13 protein-coding genes are annotated in these 19,397 nt (G+C 40.2%); 2 read left to right on the top strand and 11 right to left on the bottom strand.

From position 1 onward, the window contains the following. Positions 1 to 804: 804 nt before the first annotated feature. The 3 genes from V7K48_RS23590 to V7K48_RS23580 all read right to left on the bottom strand — a co-directional run bounded on the left by V7K48_RS23590 (position 805) and on the right by V7K48_RS23580 (position 4,420). Positions 805 to 2,949 carry a peptidase domain-containing ABC transporter gene (locus V7K48_RS23590; RefSeq protein ID WP_335075893.1) on the bottom strand — a complete coding sequence of 715 codons (2,145 nt, stop codon included), beginning with the start codon at positions 2,947 to 2,949 and terminating at the stop codon, positions 805 to 807. 192 nt (positions 2,950 to 3,141) lie between these two features. Then, positions 3,142 to 3,456 carry a hypothetical protein gene (locus tag V7K48_RS23585; RefSeq protein WP_335075891.1) on the bottom strand — a complete coding sequence of 105 codons (315 nt, stop codon included), beginning with the start codon at positions 3,454 to 3,456 and terminating at the stop codon, positions 3,142 to 3,144. Positions 3,457 to 4,093: 637 nt separating this feature from the next. Beyond that, complete coding sequence (locus tag V7K48_RS23580) at positions 4,094 to 4,420, bottom strand: hypothetical protein (protein ID WP_335075889.1); 327 nt, start codon at positions 4,418 to 4,420, stop codon at positions 4,094 to 4,096. A gap of 944 nt (positions 4,421 to 5,364) precedes the next feature. Here V7K48_RS23580 and V7K48_RS23575 point away from each other — a divergent pair. After that, on the top strand, positions 5,365 to 6,699 hold the full coding sequence (locus V7K48_RS23575; protein ID WP_335075887.1) for an HlyD family efflux transporter periplasmic adaptor subunit: 1,335 nt from the start codon (positions 5,365 to 5,367) through the stop codon (positions 6,697 to 6,699). A gap of 196 nt (positions 6,700 to 6,895) precedes the next feature. Here V7K48_RS23575 and V7K48_RS23570 read toward each other — a convergent pair whose 3' ends face one another. After that, a complete protein-coding gene (locus V7K48_RS23570) occupies positions 6,896 to 7,645 on the bottom strand; it encodes a hypothetical protein (RefSeq protein ID WP_335075885.1) in 750 nt (249 codons plus the stop codon). A 664-nt stretch (positions 7,646 to 8,309) separates the two neighbouring features. Beyond that, positions 8,310 to 9,998 (bottom strand): alpha/beta hydrolase, encoded by a 1,689-nt coding sequence (locus V7K48_RS23565; RefSeq protein WP_335075883.1) that lies wholly within the window; start codon positions 9,996 to 9,998, stop codon positions 8,310 to 8,312. Between the two features lie 509 nt (positions 9,999 to 10,507). On the opposite strand from V7K48_RS23565, the gene V7K48_RS23560 reads away from it, so the two are divergent. Then, a complete protein-coding gene (locus tag V7K48_RS23560; RefSeq protein ID WP_335075881.1) occupies positions 10,508 to 10,702 on the top strand; it encodes a hypothetical protein in 195 nt (64 codons plus the stop codon). 20 nt (positions 10,703 to 10,722) lie between these two features. On the opposite strand, the gene V7K48_RS23555 is transcribed toward V7K48_RS23560, so the two are convergent. The 6 genes from V7K48_RS23555 to sat all read right to left on the bottom strand — a co-directional run bounded on the left by V7K48_RS23555 (position 10,723) and on the right by sat (position 19,224). Further along, positions 10,723 to 11,637: an ion channel gene (locus V7K48_RS23555; RefSeq protein ID WP_335075879.1), complete on the bottom strand. Its 915-nt coding sequence runs from the start codon at positions 11,635 to 11,637 to the stop codon at positions 10,723 to 10,725. 167 nt (positions 11,638 to 11,804) lie between these two features. Next, entirely contained in the window at positions 11,805 to 12,698 is an 894-nt protein-coding gene (locus V7K48_RS23550) for a YsnF/AvaK domain-containing protein (RefSeq protein WP_335075877.1), read from the bottom strand. 618 nt (positions 12,699 to 13,316) lie between these two features. Further along, positions 13,317 to 14,207 carry a DUF2382 domain-containing protein gene (locus V7K48_RS23545; protein ID WP_335075875.1) on the bottom strand — a complete coding sequence of 297 codons (891 nt, stop codon included), beginning with the start codon at positions 14,205 to 14,207 and terminating at the stop codon, positions 13,317 to 13,319. Positions 14,208 to 14,643: 436 nt separating this feature from the next. Next, complete coding sequence (locus tag V7K48_RS23540) at positions 14,644 to 15,486, bottom strand: DUF2382 domain-containing protein (RefSeq protein WP_335075874.1); 843 nt, start codon at positions 15,484 to 15,486, stop codon at positions 14,644 to 14,646. 210 nt (positions 15,487 to 15,696) lie between these two features. Further along, positions 15,697 to 17,946 carry a caspase family protein gene (locus V7K48_RS23535; RefSeq protein ID WP_335075872.1) on the bottom strand — a complete coding sequence of 750 codons (2,250 nt, stop codon included), beginning with the start codon at positions 17,944 to 17,946 and terminating at the stop codon, positions 15,697 to 15,699. 99 nt (positions 17,947 to 18,045) lie between these two features. After that, positions 18,046 to 19,224 carry a sulfate adenylyltransferase gene (gene sat / locus V7K48_RS23530; protein WP_335075870.1) on the bottom strand — a complete coding sequence of 393 codons (1,179 nt, stop codon included), beginning with the start codon at positions 19,222 to 19,224 and terminating at the stop codon, positions 18,046 to 18,048. Between the last annotated feature and the right edge of the window lie 173 nt (positions 19,225 to 19,397).

The raw sequence follows: 19,397 nt of genomic DNA, 5'->3' as shown, positions 1-19,397 counted from the left end.
GTTAAATAAGTTTTTATGAATACCTCAGTACAAATATCTGAATTTCCTGACAATTAAGCCCTGTTTTAGGAAATTTTGATATCTAAGTTATAGCTAGGAAATAAAAAAGACATATAGATTTGAATTTATTATTGCAACAATTAGGTTTTTCAGCTATTTTGCAGAAATTTATCAGTAAATATACGTATATATATCTAAATTAAGGTTTTTGATTTATCTTTTTTAAAATAATAGAAAAGAGTTAAATTATTGTCTTTAATGTAAATTACAACGGCATGTTTATCTGCCAAAACTTTAGGACAAATGGTAATTTGTTTAGCTTTAGCTTTGATACAGCGTTTTTCAGGTAAATGAAGTACACAGGTAGGGGCACAACAGCACTGCTCATTGGTGTCAACTTAAGCGTAAACCCATTTAATACCTCGTTTCCAGCCAGAGGCTGGAAATGCTCTTCAATTGCGGCTCTGCCGCTAGTCTTGAGGCGGAGCCGGAGCCTCACATTAGGCATTCCCAGTCAGAGACTCTTAACAAGACACTAGACAATCTCTAAAAGCTTGTTCTAGGAAGGCTTTCACCTTAAGTTGACATGCATGAGCAGTGCTGTGCCCTTGAGATCATCTGTACCTCACCTTGGCGTAGCCTAAGAAGAGAAGTTGCAATCTGCTGTATCAAGTTTGGTAAATCACTTACGATATTTAAATCATTCATGAACAACAAGATCCCCGACTTCTCTAAGAAGTTGGGGATCTAAGGCTTCAATCTTCACAAATCAAATAAGATTGCTCTAGTTAAAACTATGGCTAATTAAGGGGTTAAAAAGTCTAAATGGTTTCCTGGTTGGGCACGCAAATCTTCTACTGTCCCCTGAATTTGTAACTTGCCTTGATTTAGTAGGACAATCCAATCAGCACGGGTGATTACTCTAGGACGGTGGCTAATCAGGATCGTGGTTTTGCCTTTGCGGTGGAACAACAGTTGATCTAAAACTTGGGCTTCACTAACTGGATCGAGTCCAGCAGTTGATTCATCTAAAATCAGGACTGGTGGATCGTTGAGGATAGCTCTTGCTAAAGCCAGTCTTTGGCGTTGTCCACCAGAAATATTTGACCCAAATTCACCTAATACAGTTTGATATTTTTCAGGTAGGTTACTAATAAAATCGTCTGCCTCTGCAATTTGGCAAGCGTTGACAATTTGCTCAAAGGTGACGTGAGGAGAACCTAACCGGAAATTTTCAATAATTGAGCGACTCCAAAAATGAGCATCTTGAGGAACGAGAGCAACTTGTTGCCGCAAACAATCGAGGGCTAGGTCTTGCAGATTATAAATCCCAATGCGAATGTTGCCAGAAATAGGTGTATATAATCCGGCTATCAGTTTAGCAAAAGAACTTTTACCACAACCAGATGTACCAATTAGGGCAACAACTTTACCGCCAGGAATAGTTAGAGAGAAATCTTCCAATAACTCTAACCTACCGGGGTAATGAAAGTTTAGATTTGTACAAATAATATCAGCATTGCTAGGAATTTTAGCAAAGGGTTTGTTAGCATCGCCTTTAGTTTCAGGTGTGGCATCGATAACTTCTGTTAAGCGTTCCGTGGCAGTTTTGGCACGCATGAATTCATCTATAAATCCGATCACAGTCCCGATGAATCCTAAAAAATTCCCATTCATCCCATTAAATGCCAGGAGTTGACCAATGCTGAGTTCTTTATTAATAACTAAAATGCTGCCGAAACCAATCAAACTAACGCTGCCTATACCATAAACTAACCCAGAAAAGATATTGTTAATAATTCCAATCTGAATTGTACGGAATGTTTGATTTGCTAACCGACCAAATCGATTCTGGAATTCTTCCCAAAATTGCGGACCGGCGGTAGTAGTTTTAATTGTTAGTGCGCCTTTAAAGCTTTCAACGAGAACACCTTGGTTTTCCGCGTCTAAAACTAGTATACTTCTGACTTTCTGTTGAAGTGTAGGCAAGAAAACAACCGTAGATGAACTCATGACAATAGCAATAACGAAGCCCACTAAGGTAAGCTTCCAGCTATAGAACAGCATGAAACCTAAAGAAACCACTGAAATAAAAAATTGGCTAGGCAGACCGACAACTACTTGGATAATTAGCTGATTAATTTGTTCAATATCTTGCAATCTGCTAACAATCTCGCCACTGCGACGTGATTCATAGTAAGTCAGAGGCAGGCGCAGGATTGTCCTGGCAAATTCCAGAACTAGCCCTAACTCAAGTCGTTGGGCAAAATGAGCAATGAGATTAGATTGAAATAGTTGCAAACCACTTGACACAAGATTCATTACCACAACGGCAATAATCACAGCGCCAAGAAGCTTGGTATCACCCCGAACCAATACATCATCTGTCAGAATTTGAAGCAGGATTGGAGAAGTTAACGAAAGCAGACCGATAACGATGGCGCACAGAAAAGCCTCGAATAGTATGCCTCGATAAGGCAATACACGCCGCAGAAAGCGCCCAATACCCCCTATTTTTTCATCCGGTTGAGCATAAAAGCGAACCGAATCTGGCTCTAGCAAAAGCATCACCATATCCGGCCAAGCCTCTATTAATTCATTTTTAGAGACATAACGGATGTTAGCTGCTGGGTCAGCAACTATATATTTCTTGCCTTTCTGACCATACAAAACAACCCAGTGGTAGCCTTTCCAGTGAATGATTGCTGGCAGTGGTGCTTGGTTCATTCGGTCTAATATTTCTTTTGATGCCCTGACCGAACGGGCATTGAAACCAAGTGTCTCAGCTCCCCGCCTCAATCCCAACAATGTTGTTCCTAATTGCCCGGTACCTACTGCTTCTCGGATGCGATTTAGTGTAAAGTTACGCCGATAATGTTTGGCAATGGAAGCAAGACAAGCAGCTCCACAATCTTCTTCGCTATGTTGTGTAACAACTTGGTATTTCATTTCAGACTTTAATACCTAATAATATTGTGATAAAACCCAAAAAAAATAGCAGGGTTTCGTCCCTGCATCATTAAAAATTTGACCAACAGTTTAATTGTACTAAGCTAATGAGCATTCATTTAAGTTTCATGAAAGCAGATATGAAATCTTTACTAAAAGTGAATCACTCTGGAAACATGAATGCCAATTAGATTACCATTCCGATATATCTTCTAGTAGGGAGAATAGACTTTTCAATCCTACTAGCTCAACAACTGCTGTAGTTTTAATTGCTTGGGGTTTCTGTACAGTTTTTACAGTTTTTACAGTTGCAGGTTTATATAATACATTTATCCCTGGTTTCCCTGGTTTCCCTGGTTTCCCTGGTGCTCCATTTCGCCCACGTGATCCTGTCTTTACAATACCTTTAATAATGATAATGGCACTGCCACCACCACCACCACATAGGCTTGCTTCTTCGGTTTCCATTAATGACGTAAAGATTAAGGATGTTTGAGTGCTTTTCATAACTTAACCTAAGTTGCTGAATTATTTTTGAACTTTTTACAAAGCTGCTTTCAGTTAAGATAACGAGAGGTAGTACGTACCAAAATTGCTATATTTTGTACCTCAACAGCAATAGAGAAAAATCGGGAATTTTAGTATGTTTACCTCACTTACTCCAAATAAATAGATATACTTGCTTATTCCTTTGGAGTAAGTTTTGTAAAAAGAGCTTTCGTTAATCGTTCACAAATTACTATTACTAAGTTGTGATGAATCTGGCTGATTTCTCAAATAGCAGGGCTTGCTTCCCTAAAAATACTACTCAAGGTGAGCAGTATTTTTAGGGAAAAGCACAACTTAAGTTTATCAACAGTTGCCTATTAGCAACCGTTGATAGACTTTAATTAAGTTTGTTGAAGAAAAGTATGTAGGTTAGGAATAAACATATGCTAAAATAACTTACCATAAACAAACAAACGGTTAATAGTTTGACACAGTTAAGTCGATTAGCAATTAAGATAGGCGCAAAAGTAAATTAACCTAGTCTAAAAGGGTAGTTTATTTAAGACGCTTTATCCCAGTAAAGATGCGATTAATCGTGTCTTTACGCTTATTCTTTCCCTTCTACTAAACCTCATAAGTTTGCCATTACCCTATTTTAGATTTTAACGGTAGGGTTTGTGATTGAAACGCCAGTTCCACCAACTCCACCAACTCCACCAGTTCCACCATTTCCACCATCTCCACCATTAACGGTGCCGCCACTAATAGTAAGAGTGCCAGTTCCAGAATTTACGGCGCCAGGTCCGCCAGCTCCGCCAGTTCCGCCAGCTCCGCCAGTTCCGCCAGCTCCGCCATTACCTATAAAACCTATTCCTATTAAGTAATACTTCTTCTTCGCTGGGGTCTTCTTCTTCGGTGGGTTGCCACCAGAGAAATTTGCTTCTTCGTTGGCGGATAAGGTAGTGAACAATGTGCTTTCCATAATCTCGAATCTCGCTTGATTGTTGGGGTTAAATTTACGTCACTTCCAAGTAATAAATATAAACGTTAAAGAGTATATTTAGCTACTTTTTTTGTGTCGCTAAATGTATTATACGACTCTTGCTCAAAAGGTCAAGCAACTAATTTTTGAAAAAATATATATTACACTCCTTAGCAAGGATAATACATAGTTATTCTTTATACAAATTAAATTAAAAATAAGTTCTGACATCTCAAAAAATTGCAGATGTCAATATATATGTTGATATTAAGATGGCAATCTAAAAGCTGAATTTTATCAAAAAGTATATAATCTAAGCTTATTGCGTATTAATACTGAAGAAATAACGCAGAACCCTATAAATAAAGATATAGTTAACAAAAATAGACTATGTTTTTATACAATTTATACTTAAATTGATTGATAAGACTCAAAACTGGGATTCCACATTTTAAAGGAGTATTTTTACGTAAAAATTCTGATTATTTACTTAATATATACAAACATAACTTGAATGCATATAATTTCTTTTAATATAACAACGCTTAAGTTTGCTTAATTATTGATTGATGGGAAAAACCTTTATCCATCATACAAATTGTTTGTAAAAAAATAAAGAAAGGATAAAATTTTAGATGAAAATTATAAAGATTTAGTATTCGTACTAAAATACGCCAATTGTTATTTAAATTAGCTGTATATAAACCTTGTATTTACATACTAAAATACATACAGGCAACGCAGTTATCAGTAATAAAAGCAAAAGCTGTCGCTTTAGCCCTGGAAGGCGAAAACGTCAAGATTATAAGAGTTTTGCTAAAAATATTATTTAAACGCAAGAGAGCTTTTATTTTTTCGATATCCCTAAATCTTGGTCGTCACACTAACGCTAGGTAGGTTTTTTTGCTAAATTATTTACATAACCAAAATGTTTTTTAACGTTCATGCTCATTGACCCCCAACCAGACTTTATCCGCCTAGTCGAAAACGACGAATATCTTCCGCCAATCAGCATATGGACAAGGTTGGGAGGGATATTTTTAATTGGAAGTATTAGTGCTGCCTTCGGTCTTGCTAGTGTTATTAAATACAACATCATAGTGAAAGCCGATGCTACCGTCCGCCCAACTGGAGAAATACGGTTAGTGCAAGCAGCAGCCGAGGGAACAGTTATAAACATCAAGGTGAAAGAAAATCAGATTGTGAAAAAGGGAGATACGATCGCACTGATCGATAACTCCCAATTGCAAAGTAAAAAAAACCAAATACTCGGAAATATCCAACAGAATCAGTTACAACGAGCGCAAATCGATGCACAACTCAAAGCGCTAGAAAATCAAATGACTGCTGAGTCCAATGCAATGCAACAGGCGATCGCATCAGCCAAAGCAGACTTCAGTCGCAACAAAAGAGACTATAAAGATAGGCAAATCACTACTGATGCAGACGTACGAGAAATAGAAGCTGGTGTTGAATTCGCTAAAGAGGAACTGAAGCGATATGAGGGGTTGGGAAATACAGGAGCAGTCACCACTCTCCAAATTAAAGAAAAAGAACAAGCTTTTAAAGCTGCTATTGCTAGACTCGAACACGCTAAAGCTGGACTGAATCCCAGTGATGCTAATGTGGCGATCGCACAGGAACGCATTGCCCAAGAATCGACAAAAGGTGAATCTACCCTCGCTCAGTTGAACAAAGAGAAAGAGGAAATCATCAGGCGTCAAGTTGAAATCCAAAATCAAATTAGCAACGCTCAACAAGAACTTAGACAAGTCTTTACGGAACTGCAAAAAACTGTAATTCGGACCTCAGAGGCGGGTACTATTCTCAAACTAGAATTAAGAAATACTGGGCAAGTAGTCCGTCTTGGGGATGCGATCGCTCAAATTGCTCCCAACAATGCCCCTCTGGTCATCAAAGCCCGTGTTGCCCGTGATGATATTAGCAAAGTGAAGGAGTGTAAAGTTGCACAAGTCACAAAATGTCCAGAGGGGGAAGTACAAATGCGACTTCCTGCCTATCCGTACCCAGAGTATGGCACTCTCAAAGGTGCTGTCAGAAATATTAGTGCCGACGTCATTACATCTCAAAGTAACAGCAACGTTCCAATTGCGCCTTACTATGAGGTAACAATTCAGGCAGAGAGACTTTATTTAAAAAGGGGCGATAAATCCTATCCCATTCAAGCAGGGATGGAAGTTACAGCTGATATCATTTCCAAAAAAGAAACCGTACTGACATTTATTCTAAGAAAAGCAAGGTTGCTAACAGATTTGTAGGCTCTTTGCACTATTCCACGCCATTAAAAACCACTTTAACAATTCCAAATTCAAAATTCATGCATTGTACTCTTAGGTCGAAGCAAGCTAGCAAGAGCGTCTGTCTGCGACACGCTGCGCGAACGTAGAGAAGAAAGTTAGATCAAAAGAGCAGCGCCTTGCGGGGGTTCCAATAGTTGTGGCGACTACGGGGGATTTAAACTCCGAATGTAGTTTGCTTAGAGCAGGGTAACTGAGTGGAGTCAGAGCCACCGAAACTCCGAGTTAATAATTGTTTAATCTTATATTTTTCAGCAAAATTAACAAGCATATCTACCAAGGCTGTAAACATTTCAAAAATTTTATTAACTAATCCACAGGCTTGCTTGCGAATATCTTCTGCTAAATGCATACTTGCAATAAAATCTTTTGTTTCATAAAAATGAACACTATGGTCATTTTCAGCGGGTAAATGAGGATTTCCAAAATAGGGATACTCTGGATTAGTAAGAATTTTTAATTCTTGAGTGACTGATGCAGTTATTGATAAAAAAATATTCCAGATGGATTCTATCGACTCAATAGCTACTAGCTTATAAATGGGATTAACTTGAAAAGTTATTTGTCTATAAATCACTGTCTGATCACTCCAATTAAACTTTAAAGAGTCAGTGAAATTTAAAAATCGGTTACAATACAAGTCTTCTAAATTTTGTAAAAACCATATCCAATGATTCTCTTCTTCACAGATTTGTTTGTTAACAATATCTTGAATTGGGTTAACTGTTGGTTCTTCTAACCAAACAAACTTGTTGAAATCTCCATATCCCATTACAAAAAGTGCAAAGTAAGGAGCAAAAAATAATCTTTGTATAGGATCAATGCTTTGATTTTCTAAAAACTCAAATAAGGGGAATTGAGCAAATTTAGCTGATTCTTCTTCAATTAATGCAAACACTTTTTTCATGTTGAACTTTTACCTACAATCATTACTTGTTTACTATTGAAGTTCATCCAGGTAGTACCTGCTTAGTCTAAGTAGGGTGCACAAGTTTTATACAGAGCTAGCTAATTCTTGACAAAAGTTCATAAAGAAATCCTGCTTGATAATTGGACAGTGGAGTGTCTATTGAGTTATCAATTCGGCTCAGAAGTTTTTCGCAGAAGACACCCTTTGTTTACAAAAGTTCACAAACTGCTTTACAGTTAAGTTTTCCCGTTGTGTGTGGTCAGAGTTTTGTTTTGGTCGCTTGGGCATGGTGGTAAACCAAACTTTTCATTACCTCATTTGATAGTTGAATTTACCTAAGAAGTGAACTTAACTTTTTACATACTTTTTTATACCCTATTTAATAGGACTTACGCATCAAGTACGAAATGTAAGTGCAATACCCTGCGGGAAGCCGCTTTACGTCTACATAAATTGCACTTACGGTAAATCAAGGCTTTCACTACCTTTTTGCGTAAGTCCTATTTAAGTTGCCAAATCTAAAAATAATGATGATCAAAAGCCGGGGGAGGAGGCAAGCATCACTTACCTCTTCCCCCTGTCCCTACGCACGATTATCATTTTCGTTAAAAATATTTTGAGTATTTTAACTGATTGACAAAAAGCGCTTTACCTTAACTGCTCATAGATGGGTAGGGGTAGGTTGAAGATTTGATGGTTTGGCTGACTGGGGAGTTGAGCCATTCCAAATTTGATTAAATTGATCTGCCGACAACGACTGTAAAATACTGAGATTAAGCGGCTCTTTACTGATAAATGTGGCGTAAGATGGCTGCAAATAGGGTCGGTATTCAGGGCGATTGAGGAGATGGGTTTCCATAAAAGCTACACTCAGGGCTTTGAGATAGGAATAAACAGCAGCCCGATCAGGGCCCAGCAAGGCAGGTGGCACAGGTAAGACATCATTTTGAGAAGTAAGTTCGCCGATCGCCGAAAAGTGGGTAGCGTTTTCAATCAAAGCTAGATACTTATTGGAGTCAGAAAGCCAGGTAAAGGGGCGAATTTGCTCAAATACGGGTGGAGCGAAAATATCTTGACTACCCGCGACCAGCATTACCGGAATTTTAATTTGACTTACACTACCCTCACCCAAAATTGAGCTGTCAATCGGATTAATCGCCATGATGGCTTTGATGCGATCATCTTTGAGTTCGTAATTCCTTGGGGGTAACTTAGTTGCTTGGCACTGTAAAAAGAGCGACAAATTAAAGGATGAATTATTAGGTTTACAGTCTTGCCTAAGTTGGTTAAAGTTAATCTTTGCTCCTGCTAAAGTCAAAACAGTATAACCTCCAAGTGACTGACCGATCGCCCCAATTTGCTGAAAATTGAGTTTCCCTTGGAGGGTAGGATCGGATTTGTCTAGACGCTGGAGTTCATTGAGTAGATACTTGATATCCAAAGGTCGGTTAATAAATTCTGCTGCGTCTGGCGGCCCTGCCAAACCTGCAAAGTATAGCTGAAAGCGTTCGGCATTACTACCAGGGTGTTCCAGTACAGCAACGGCAAAACCATAGGATACTAGATGTTCAGCCAGGTAGACAAAGGTAGAGCGGTCTGAAGCAACACCGTGAGAAATAATAACGAGGGGAAAGGACACTTCTCCTTGGCTTTGTGAACCTGCTTCAGGTAAATAGATATCCACAGGTAGACGGCGTGAGCGAGAAATGTCATTTAGCTCTAGACTTTTTTTCTGCCAGCGGAATTTTCCTGGCGATCGCAAATCTGGCTGTTGTGAGAAGTCAACTGTTGAATTGGCTGCTTGAGCGATCGCTTCTTTTTGAAGAGAGGCAAAAACTTCATCCTTTTTTTTGATCAATTGTGACAAGTCATCGACTATCCTTAACCCCTCTGTAAAATTTACCCGGATAGTATTGCTAGGAAATTTCCGCAGCAAATTCACAACTGTTAAACCCTTTTGATCAGCAGCAGCCAAAATTAAAGAGGCACGTATGGCATAGAAGCCATTCTTTCGAGACTCAGTGAGGAGTAATTTTCCCAGTTGTTGTACCACCTCCTCGCCTATAGGTGAGTAGGTAACTTGAGATACTAGTGTAGGAGTGACATTGAAGCGTTGCTGGAGCAGATCCCGCAGTTGAGCGAGTTGTTGAGGAGTAGCACGATTAGCATAAAATGAAAAGTCTTCATCGATTTTGCCTTCTTTAGCAAAGGTTTCTAGTGAGTCCACAGATAAGTAGAATTCGCCAAAGGGAGGGTAATAAAAGCTAATGCGTTCAGCTCCTAATCCGGGAGTAGCAGTCAAAAACGTAGATAGCAAACCTAAACCCAGGTATCTCAAAAATTTTTTCATTAGAAAAACCCACTGTCTAACCCTGTCAAACAAGTTTGGGCAGGGAGGAAAGCGAAGCGGGATGTATAACCGCTTTCCTGTTTACTTGGTTTAGATATATCAAACAGGCTACAAGTACAATAAAGCAAGTATTACATCCATAGTTTCGCACATAGGCAATAATCGGCACTGAACTAAATTTTGGGATGCTAAAGACGCATAGCTGTCATTGGTGTAAAAATGCTTTGAGACATTACCTCGTTACCTCGTTACCAGTTTTTGACTGGGAGTGTCCTTGATTGAAGCGGAGCCTCCTTTACTCGCGGCAGCAGCCCAATGAGGAGCAGATTTTCACCGCTCTGACTGGAAACGAGGTTTTAAAGCGGTTTTAGCTGAAGTTGACAGGCTTGCATAGCTAGCTGTGTGCCCCTACTTATTATCCTGAATTATCATAAACACATAGGGAGCAAATTTTTCAGCCAAACAGCATTAGTAGGGCGATAATAGATATAGAGATCAAAATATTTTATATGTCTTTCCCCTCCTGCGCCTGTTGTGTTGTCGTCCTCAATCAACAACAAGAGCAAAATATCTCCCACCAAAACCAGTGCCAGGATGTGCCAGTTAATCATAGCAAGAGCATGGTTAAAAATTGCACTGTAGTTGAAAATGGTCGGGTTGTCGTTAAACCCTCACAACCACCACTCAATCAGACTTCCGAGTAAATTTCAGGAATTTAACCCCTTTAATCTAAAGGGAAAACATCGTGGAAGCGGTTGTAATCAATGTAGCGATTTCCATCGGGTGTGTGGTGGAAGATATCGACAAATTGATTGTTCCATAAAATCTCATTAGCACCATAACTATGACGGGCATGAACGACTTGTGCAACCGTTTCATCAATGCCACTCAAAGAGATGATTAGCATAGTATTTGTCTGGGTTAAGGATTCTGCTGTCATCCCATACAGAGGACTAAACTCATCAATGACATGCATCACTGACCAGCTTAACGTAAAGCTAGGTGTTTGGTTTCTTAGCAGTTTAAGATCGTAGATCCGACGCATGAACTGCCCTTCTAGAGTCACTTCGTCACGCATTAAGTAGACTCGCATCTGTGCCTCCAGAATCATATTGCGACGCTTATTAGCACTGCGAAATATGAGAGTCGGCATTTTATCATGAGATGTAATCACTGCTACACGGCTAAAGAGCACACGAGCTGTGGGTCGGGAGAACCGAGCAAACGCTAGTCCCGTCATCACAGCAATTCCCACCAAACCGATCATTGCTTCAATCGTGACAATAATGTTGGCGTAAGTTGTTTTAGGATACATTGCCCCATAGCCGATAGATGCTAGGGTTTGGACGCTAAAGAAAAAGACATCTAAAAAAGAGCCAGGTCGGGCGTTGGCAATACAATCTCCTCCTATCAAGTAAGCTAAGGTAAATAGAGCATTAATAGTTACATAGAAAGTACAAATCAGGATCAGAAAGGCAGTCCAGGGAATCGTTAGCAGCAGATGATAAGGATCGCGCAAGTAGGAATACCATGCACCCATACCCATAATTTCAAATTTTCCATCTTGAACTTGAATCTGAATAGGTGGGATCAGAGGCTGTCGTTTCTTCGGTAAAAGTCTCTTTAGTCGAAATTTCATTGCAAGTAGCCAAAAGAACGGCAACTGCTTAGTATTGTAAATTAAGTTGCTTTGAAGACATTCCACTTACCCACCAGGGAACAGAAACTTCAACTTTTTATACTTTTCTCAGCAAAAAAGTAGGGTGGGCAATGCCCACCCTACTAATTTATCTTCTAAAAACTAATTTATTTTTCCGGCTTTAGTGATTGACCTTTAGAACAGCGGTCAAACCACTCCTGGTATTTTTTCTGGTGTGACTCATCTTCAAGAGCAATCGTCACTCGCACCTGCTTACATCCGTGATTTTGTTCTAGTGCGATCGCATTCAATAATAAACTAGCAATTTTAGGCGAGCTAAATTCGCCGCTTACCGTTAAACCGCTGTCAAAACGTGTAACTTCAAGTCTTTCTACTTCAGTCAATTCAATGCCAGAAATTTCCTCTTGTCCTAAATCAATTTCTGCGAGTTGTTTGTGTTCTGGGCTAATTTGTTCAACAATCAGCTTTTCACGCCGGACAGGAACTTGTACCATCCGGGTTTCGATTACTTTGCGAACAATCACCTCACCAACTTTACGCTTACTGCTTTCAACAAATAGTCGTTCTTCTATTAGACGAATAATCTGTTCTTCGGTAACCTGTTGTAAATTTTCTGGCTCAACTGGACTATCTGTAATTTGATTATTGGCTAGTTGCTCAGTTGAGTTTTCTGATAGTGTGCGATCGCCTGGTGTTTCTGTTTCTAAATATTCAGGCATATAGTCAATTTCTGATTTGTTTAAGTCTATGAAAACAGATTTAGTCGGCTTGTGGATTTGTTTTATTCTCTGGCTCTGCAATCGGAATAAAGAAGGATGTTTATCAGCTAACTGCTGACCATATTCTACAGTTTCTTGATTTGTCTTGTTAGATATAACTAAGTTTAGCCGACGATTAGCATCAACAATTAAATCATGAACTACTCCTACTAGCTGACCTTGCCTATCAATGACAACAAAATCCTTCACCTTCTGTTTCAAATCTGCCAGTGAGGTGGTAGTGCGAGTCTTCGTATTTGCCTGTCCAATGTTTTTTGTCATCGGTTGGCTATTCATATGCATGCAAAATTTCTGAACTGCTTTCTAATTAGCTATAGTAATCTGATTTGATTGCGTAAAAAAATTTAATGTATATATAGAGGAGCCACTGCGTTGCAGAGGTTCCCGACGCTCGACGACTCGCTACCGCTTCGCTAGCCGTTGTGGCAACTGGCGTTACGTTAGTCCGAAGTCCGTAACGCACCAAAGCCTTTGGACGATGCCGTACTTTCGTCTAACACAACGCCAGTTGCTTCGTTTGGGGAAACCTCAGACGCTCGTTCGCCCAAAGCGTCTCCCCTTGAGAAATGACTCGCTCTAAGCGAACGCGAACAGCGTCTCCTCTTAGGAGAAGACTGCACTGCCTCCCCTACGTATATTTCAAAAATCAAATATGACTCCTATACATTAAATGTATTGTTCATTTTGAATTTTTAAAAGCACAGGCAAAGCTAATTAAACAGCCCCACCCGTACTCTGCCAAATTAGTTATTAGTTCTTAGCTAATAACTATAAGACTCCGAATTGATTTTTGAAAACATACTAAGATTGAAAAGCCCGTTTTTTCAGGGTTTCATTTGAAATATTGTTCAGGAATCAGATAGGAGTCCTATATGTTGATTAGCGTTCTTCAATCGGAAGATTACCAGAATTCACATCTAACTCTTCACGACGCACGGTTTCTTGAGTTTCAACTGTCTCTTGATCTACCACTTTACTAACTCTGACTTCTTCACGCAAAAATGCTTCTTTGCGAACATCAGGAGTTTCTTCGTGAAGTTCTATGCGAGTAACTTCGCCTTCACGGAAGTCTGCTCCGCGCCCAGAAGCAGCAGTACCTGCATCTGCTGGAGTTACACGCTCAATCACAACTCGTTCTCTTTCTACTGGCACTGAAACTCTTGCAGTATCAGTCTCAACACGCTTGCCAATCGATACTTCTCCAGTTTTTTGGCGTCGTTTACTGGCAATCAACCGTTCTTCATATAATTTCAGAGTTTGATTATCTTGCTCATTTAACCCGTATAAAGAAGGCTCATTTTCGTAAGTGTAGCTATCAGGGGTGTAAATAGGCGTTGCATGCAATGGTGCTAAAGGATCTACAGGTGTTAAAGGGTCTATAGCTGCTGCTTCTACAGGAAGGGTATAGTCTGTGGGTTTGCGATATACCCCACGCACCCGTTCTTCATAGTCGTAATCAAGGGTTTGGCGTTCATTGAACTCAGGTAAATCTTCTGCTTGCTCTCTAGTCAAGTTAATTGTGTATACACGGTCAACATTGTAGTCGATACGGGCACGACCAATCGGTAGTAATACTTTTTTACCAAAAATCCAGAAGCCTAAGTCAACAACTAAATAGCGAAAATGACCTTCTTCATCAACTAAAACATCGTTGACAGTACCAATTTTTTCATCATTTCCTTGTGTATAAACCCCAAGCCCCTTAATGTCTTGACCTTCAAGGGTATCCCGGTAGTTAGGCTCAAAATCTTCTAGTTTGTAGAGAACCATTATATTTAACCCGAAAAATTTTATTGTCATCTCTCAATAACAAAAATAGATATTTATTGAGTTTTTTACCTCCATCTGGCGAATGAATTATTTTCAAACTTAAATAATCAAAAGTTATAGATATTTTGATCCTATGGCATATAAAACAATATGGCTAACTAGAGACGTGAAATTGGGAGAATCTCACTTTGTAAAAATATGTCTAGCCTTGGTGCATGAAAGTCGCCGGATATATTAAGATGCTCACTGGAAAATTTCGCATCTCTACGCGGTTTATCAAGATGTAAATTTTTTAAAGCCTGAAATTCCCGACTTCTTAGAGAAGCCGGGAATCTTGTTGTTGAATAAAAAAACACAGGCATAGAAAGATAAAAATTAACTCTGCCTGCATGATTATTTTAGATAAATCTACCAAACAAATTTATTGACCAGCTACTTAAACAGCTTCATCTGTAATGGTCTCATTTTCTTGCAAATTTAAATTACCAACAGTATCAACATCTAACTCTTCTCGACGAATAGTGCCTTTTACTTCCACAGTATCCTGTTCTACTACTTTCTTAACTCGGACTTCTTCACGCACAAACGCTTCTTTACGTATCTCAGGCGTTTCTTCGTACACTTCTATTCGTGCTACTTCCCCTTCTTGGAACTTAAGTTCATTGGGATCTACAACTTTTCCTGCTTCTGTTGGCACAACTCGCTCAATCAAAACTCGCTCTTTTTGAATAGGTACTGTAACGCTTGCAGTTTCTGTTTCAATGTGTTTACCAACCGTTACTTCTCCAGTTTTAATGCGCTGTTTGTTAGCAATTAATCTTTCTTCATAGAGTCTAAAAGTTTGATGATTTTGCTCATTCAACCCATATAAAGCTGGTTCTTTTTGGTAATCATATGTATCGCGATCATAAGTCACACCGCTGATTGGAGAACGAAATACACTACGAACCTTTTCTTCATAATCATTGTCAACGATCGCGTCTTCTTTGTGGTCAGGTAAATTTTCTACTTGTTGCTTGCTTAACCCATCAACATAAACACGTTTTGTAGAATAATCGATCCGGGAAAGACCAATTGGTAGTAATATTTTCTTACTAACAAAATTTAAGCTTGTATCAATAATTAAATAGCGAAAACGACCATCGTTATCAACTAAAACATCAGCTACTGAGCCAACTTTTTCTCCTCCCTCAGTATAAAGCTCCAGCGCTTTAAAGTCGTCTCCACCAAAAGTTTCTCGATAGTTTGGGTCAAAATGTTCAAGTTTGTGAAGAGGCATACGCTGTTTGCAGGTTGTTTATCAGGTTCATTTACTAGTATAAAAAATATTGTGCTGAGTCTCCTCCTGCTAACGACTGAATTTAATTGAGATATTTTATGATTTATAATTCATACTTATCCTATCTGATTCTTGATTTTCATGAAACTTTCTTAAGTGTTAACACAGAATCTATAGTTATATACACAACTAAAAGACTGAATTCCGTGTTTACACTACTTGAAAACCAAAGCTAAGACTTGCCCAATTATTCACATCCAAGATATATGAGTCGGCTGCTGTGCCGTTGATCTCCGTTTTCAGGGCGCTGGCGTTATGCAAGTCTTGTAGCAAGGCTTGTGCAACCTCTAAGGGATTCAACAATGGGGCAATCGGCCCTTGTTCGGCTGTGGAATACTTAGCAGTGTTCAAGGCGGCGAGAGTTTCGCTAAAGGGGGCAGTACTAACAATCAGTTGTTGTTCATAAAAGAAAGCTGGCCCTGGAATTACCCATTCAGAAGTAGTATTACTTTGGGGTAGGGTGAGGGTTTCACTTGGGGCGATGACGACTTGTTTGAGGAGGGGTTCGGTGTCCGCAGTGTTTGGTTCTTGGGGAGTTTCCCAAGGGTAAAAGGCAATTGCTGTATGATTATTATTTAATCCCAGCAAGATTAAATAGACTGGGCGATCGCTCTGGTTTTCCACCCGATATTGCATTCGACTACCGATAGGCACAATCGGAGGGAGAGACGCGATTAATCGCGTCTGTACTGATTTTTTAATCGAAGTTTCAGTTTTGAAAGTTCGTACTGTTTCGCACTGCATGACGACGCGAGGCGATATGTCACTAATTATTTCTAAGGTTGCCTTGAGAGCCAAGCAGGAAGAACCTTGATTTTCTGTGAGTCGCCATAACTTGGCTGCTAGCAAGGTTGATAATTTTGGCGCTAACCTTTGCACTGTTAATTTTACTGCTTCTCCTACTTCCCCCGTGGTATTAGGAATTAGCTCGCCACCAAGAGAAAATAAACCATAACGACTAGAAATTTCCCGTAGCTTGGCAAATAAATAATCAGCTGGTTTTTCTCCTGCTACTACCGTGGACACACGAGAAAATGCGGCAAATGCACTTGTGGCGTCTACCCGCTCAATTCTTTCCAGTCCAGTATCCAAAGCTATGGTTAAATTAATATTCCGGGGTAAAACCCGGACTGCTTCTTGGACGAGTTGCCCTACTTGTAGAGGAGTTGTATTATCAATTTTGGAAATTTGCGCTTTTGCTGTTAACCCAGTCCGCGATCGCAATATTAACTCTTCTCCAGTTGCTAAGGTCAGTCGAGAATTCACTCCGTAGTATAGCAGCACTTGTGAAGGTAATCCTGCCAACCACAGATGCACGGTTTTGCCGTCTTCTTCAACAGCACTTACCGCGCCTTGGGCACCAATAATCCCGTCTGGCAATAGCTGATTTTTCAGATCATCTGGAAAACCTAACACCCCAGCCCCCTTCTCTTGTAGGGTTGAGGAAGAATTCAAAGCCTCTCTCTTCTTAGGAGAGAGGCTTTCTACATCCGCTGATAGTAAAGACGTTACATGTTGATTTTTCTCACTACTTAATAACGCTGCTTGCTGTTTACTACCCAATTTGTATAGAGAATTTTCCAGATGAGAGAAGGCGACTTGAATTGTGGTAGCTGGGGTGAATTCCCACAAATATTGCGTTAAGGCGTAGGTAAATAACCCAGCACTAAAACCAGAAAAGAGTCCTTCTCTCGCCGACTGCTTTGGATTTGAGGTAGCCGCTAAGACAACAGGAGTGCTGGGTAAATTTTGAGTTTTAAGTTGTTTGAGAAAGTCAAGTTCCTCTGCTGCTAGCTTTGCCCCTACTGACTCTTGAAGGGCGCGACTTTTTAATCCTAAGACTGTGCTAGGAGCATAATAGCTAGTATCCAATACTGCTGTTACTCGGTCTGTAGGGAGCGATCGCAATAATAGCAGTAGAGTTTCTTCTAATATATACTTGACTATTTTATCGTTTTGTGGTTCACAACTCACATTAGCTGGCACCAGAGCATTTTGGATTGTATCTGGCGATGTTTCCAATTTGACACGGCTGCCATAGCCGCTAAAGTGGAAGATAACCAGATCACCGGGTTTAGCTTGTTTGCCCAGGTGATCCCAAAAAGCCGCCTCAATGAATTCCCTGCTAGCTTGTTCCTCAGTTAAGGTTAAGATATCTGACCCTTGGAAGCCAAAGCGATGAATCAAAAGTTCTCTTTGTAGTTCTACATCCGTCAGACAACCACTGAGGGCTGGAATTTTTGGGTATTGGTTAATACCTATTAATAATGCCAACTTGCGCGGACTGGGTTGTGCCAAAGCCTGATAATAGCGATTTCCCAAAGACAACCACTCAGTTTCAGTTACTCCCAATACCGCGAGTATTGAGCCAATTTTCTGTAAAAACGTGCGCCGTTTCATAATTAGCTATCAGCCCTCAGCTATCAGTTAGCAGCTTACAGGGCTGGACTCTGTAGTGTAAAGTTACAGTGGATAGTGTTTATCTATTGACTATCAACCCTAAGCTGGTACTTGTATCCGCATTGCCCGCGCTAATTCTGCCGCCACCTCAGGACGGGAAAATTCTGGTGGAGGTAACTCACCGCGCCGCAGCATTTCCCGAACTTTTGTTCCCGATAGATGAATGCGTTCCTCTGGCCTGCTAGGACTGGTTTTAGATGTTGCCATCTGCTTAGTACGCAGGCAATAGAAAGCGTGTTCAAATTTCATCGGCACAATGCCCAATTCACTTGGCGCAAATTCTTCAAAAATATACTGAGCATCGTAAGTGCCGTAATAATCACCGACGCCAGCATGATCCCGTCCGACGATAAAGTGAGTACAGCCGTAGTTTTTACGGACTAAAGCATGAAATATTGCCTCACGAGGCCCAGCATAGCGCATTGCGGCTGGATTTATTGCCAAAGTTACCCGGTCTAAGGGGTAGTAGTGTTCCAGCAAAATTTCATAGCAACGCATCCGCACGTCAGCGGCAATATCATCTTCTTTCGTCACCCCAACTAATGGGTGCAAAAATAGACCATCAACGATTTCTAAAGCGCACTTTTGAATATATTCATGGGCGCGGTGGATGGGGTTGCGAGTTTGAAAGCCAACGATGGTTTTCCAACCCTTGTCTTTAAATAGTTGCCGTGAGGCAGCTGGATCAATTTGGTAGGTGGGAAACTGGGGATGAGGTTCGCGTTGCAATAGCCAAATATCACCCGCCAGATTTACATTACCTTGGTTATAGAGTACCTGTACACCTGGATGATTTGCATCATCAGTGCGGTAGACCTTTATTGCTTCGCGGGTTTTGTCGTAGTGATATTTTTGCGTGAGTTGCAAAACCCCAATAAATTCACCTCTGGAGTTATCCAGACGGATTAAGCCGCCTGATTGCAACGGGGAAGCTACTTCTTCGCTTACCGATAGTGTAATCGGGATTGACCACACAAGACCGTTAGCTAGTCGCATTTCTGTAACAGTGCGATCGTAGTCTTCCTGGTTCATAAAACCCGTCAGTGGACTAAAAGCACCGATCGCAATCATTTCTAGATCAGAAACGGCGCGATCGTCAAGTTGCACTCGCGGCAAAAAGTCAGCTTTTGAGAGAAACTCTGCTCTTTGTTCTGGTGTAGCGATCCGGTTAACTAACTGTCCACCGTGGGGGGCTATGGCATCTGGATTTTGACTCAATGTAATCCCCTCTTTGTATTAACTGTTATTGTTTCAGATTATGTACTAATTTATCAAATGCTGGTACGTAGAGATAAGGAGTTTGGGCAATAGTCTGTAGTTATTCCCCTTGTCTTTATCGTTTGTGTTAAAAAATTTGGGGAATTTAGATACTTAAAACTGTAATCAAACGT

Origin of the sequence: Nostoc sp. (assembly GCF_036919615.1) — a bacterium.
Taxonomy (GTDB): domain Bacteria; phylum Cyanobacteriota; class Cyanobacteriia; order Cyanobacteriales; family Nostocaceae; genus Nostoc.
The sequence above is the reverse complement of the archived record's forward strand: the minus strand, read 5'-3'. Positions and strand labels throughout refer to the sequence as shown.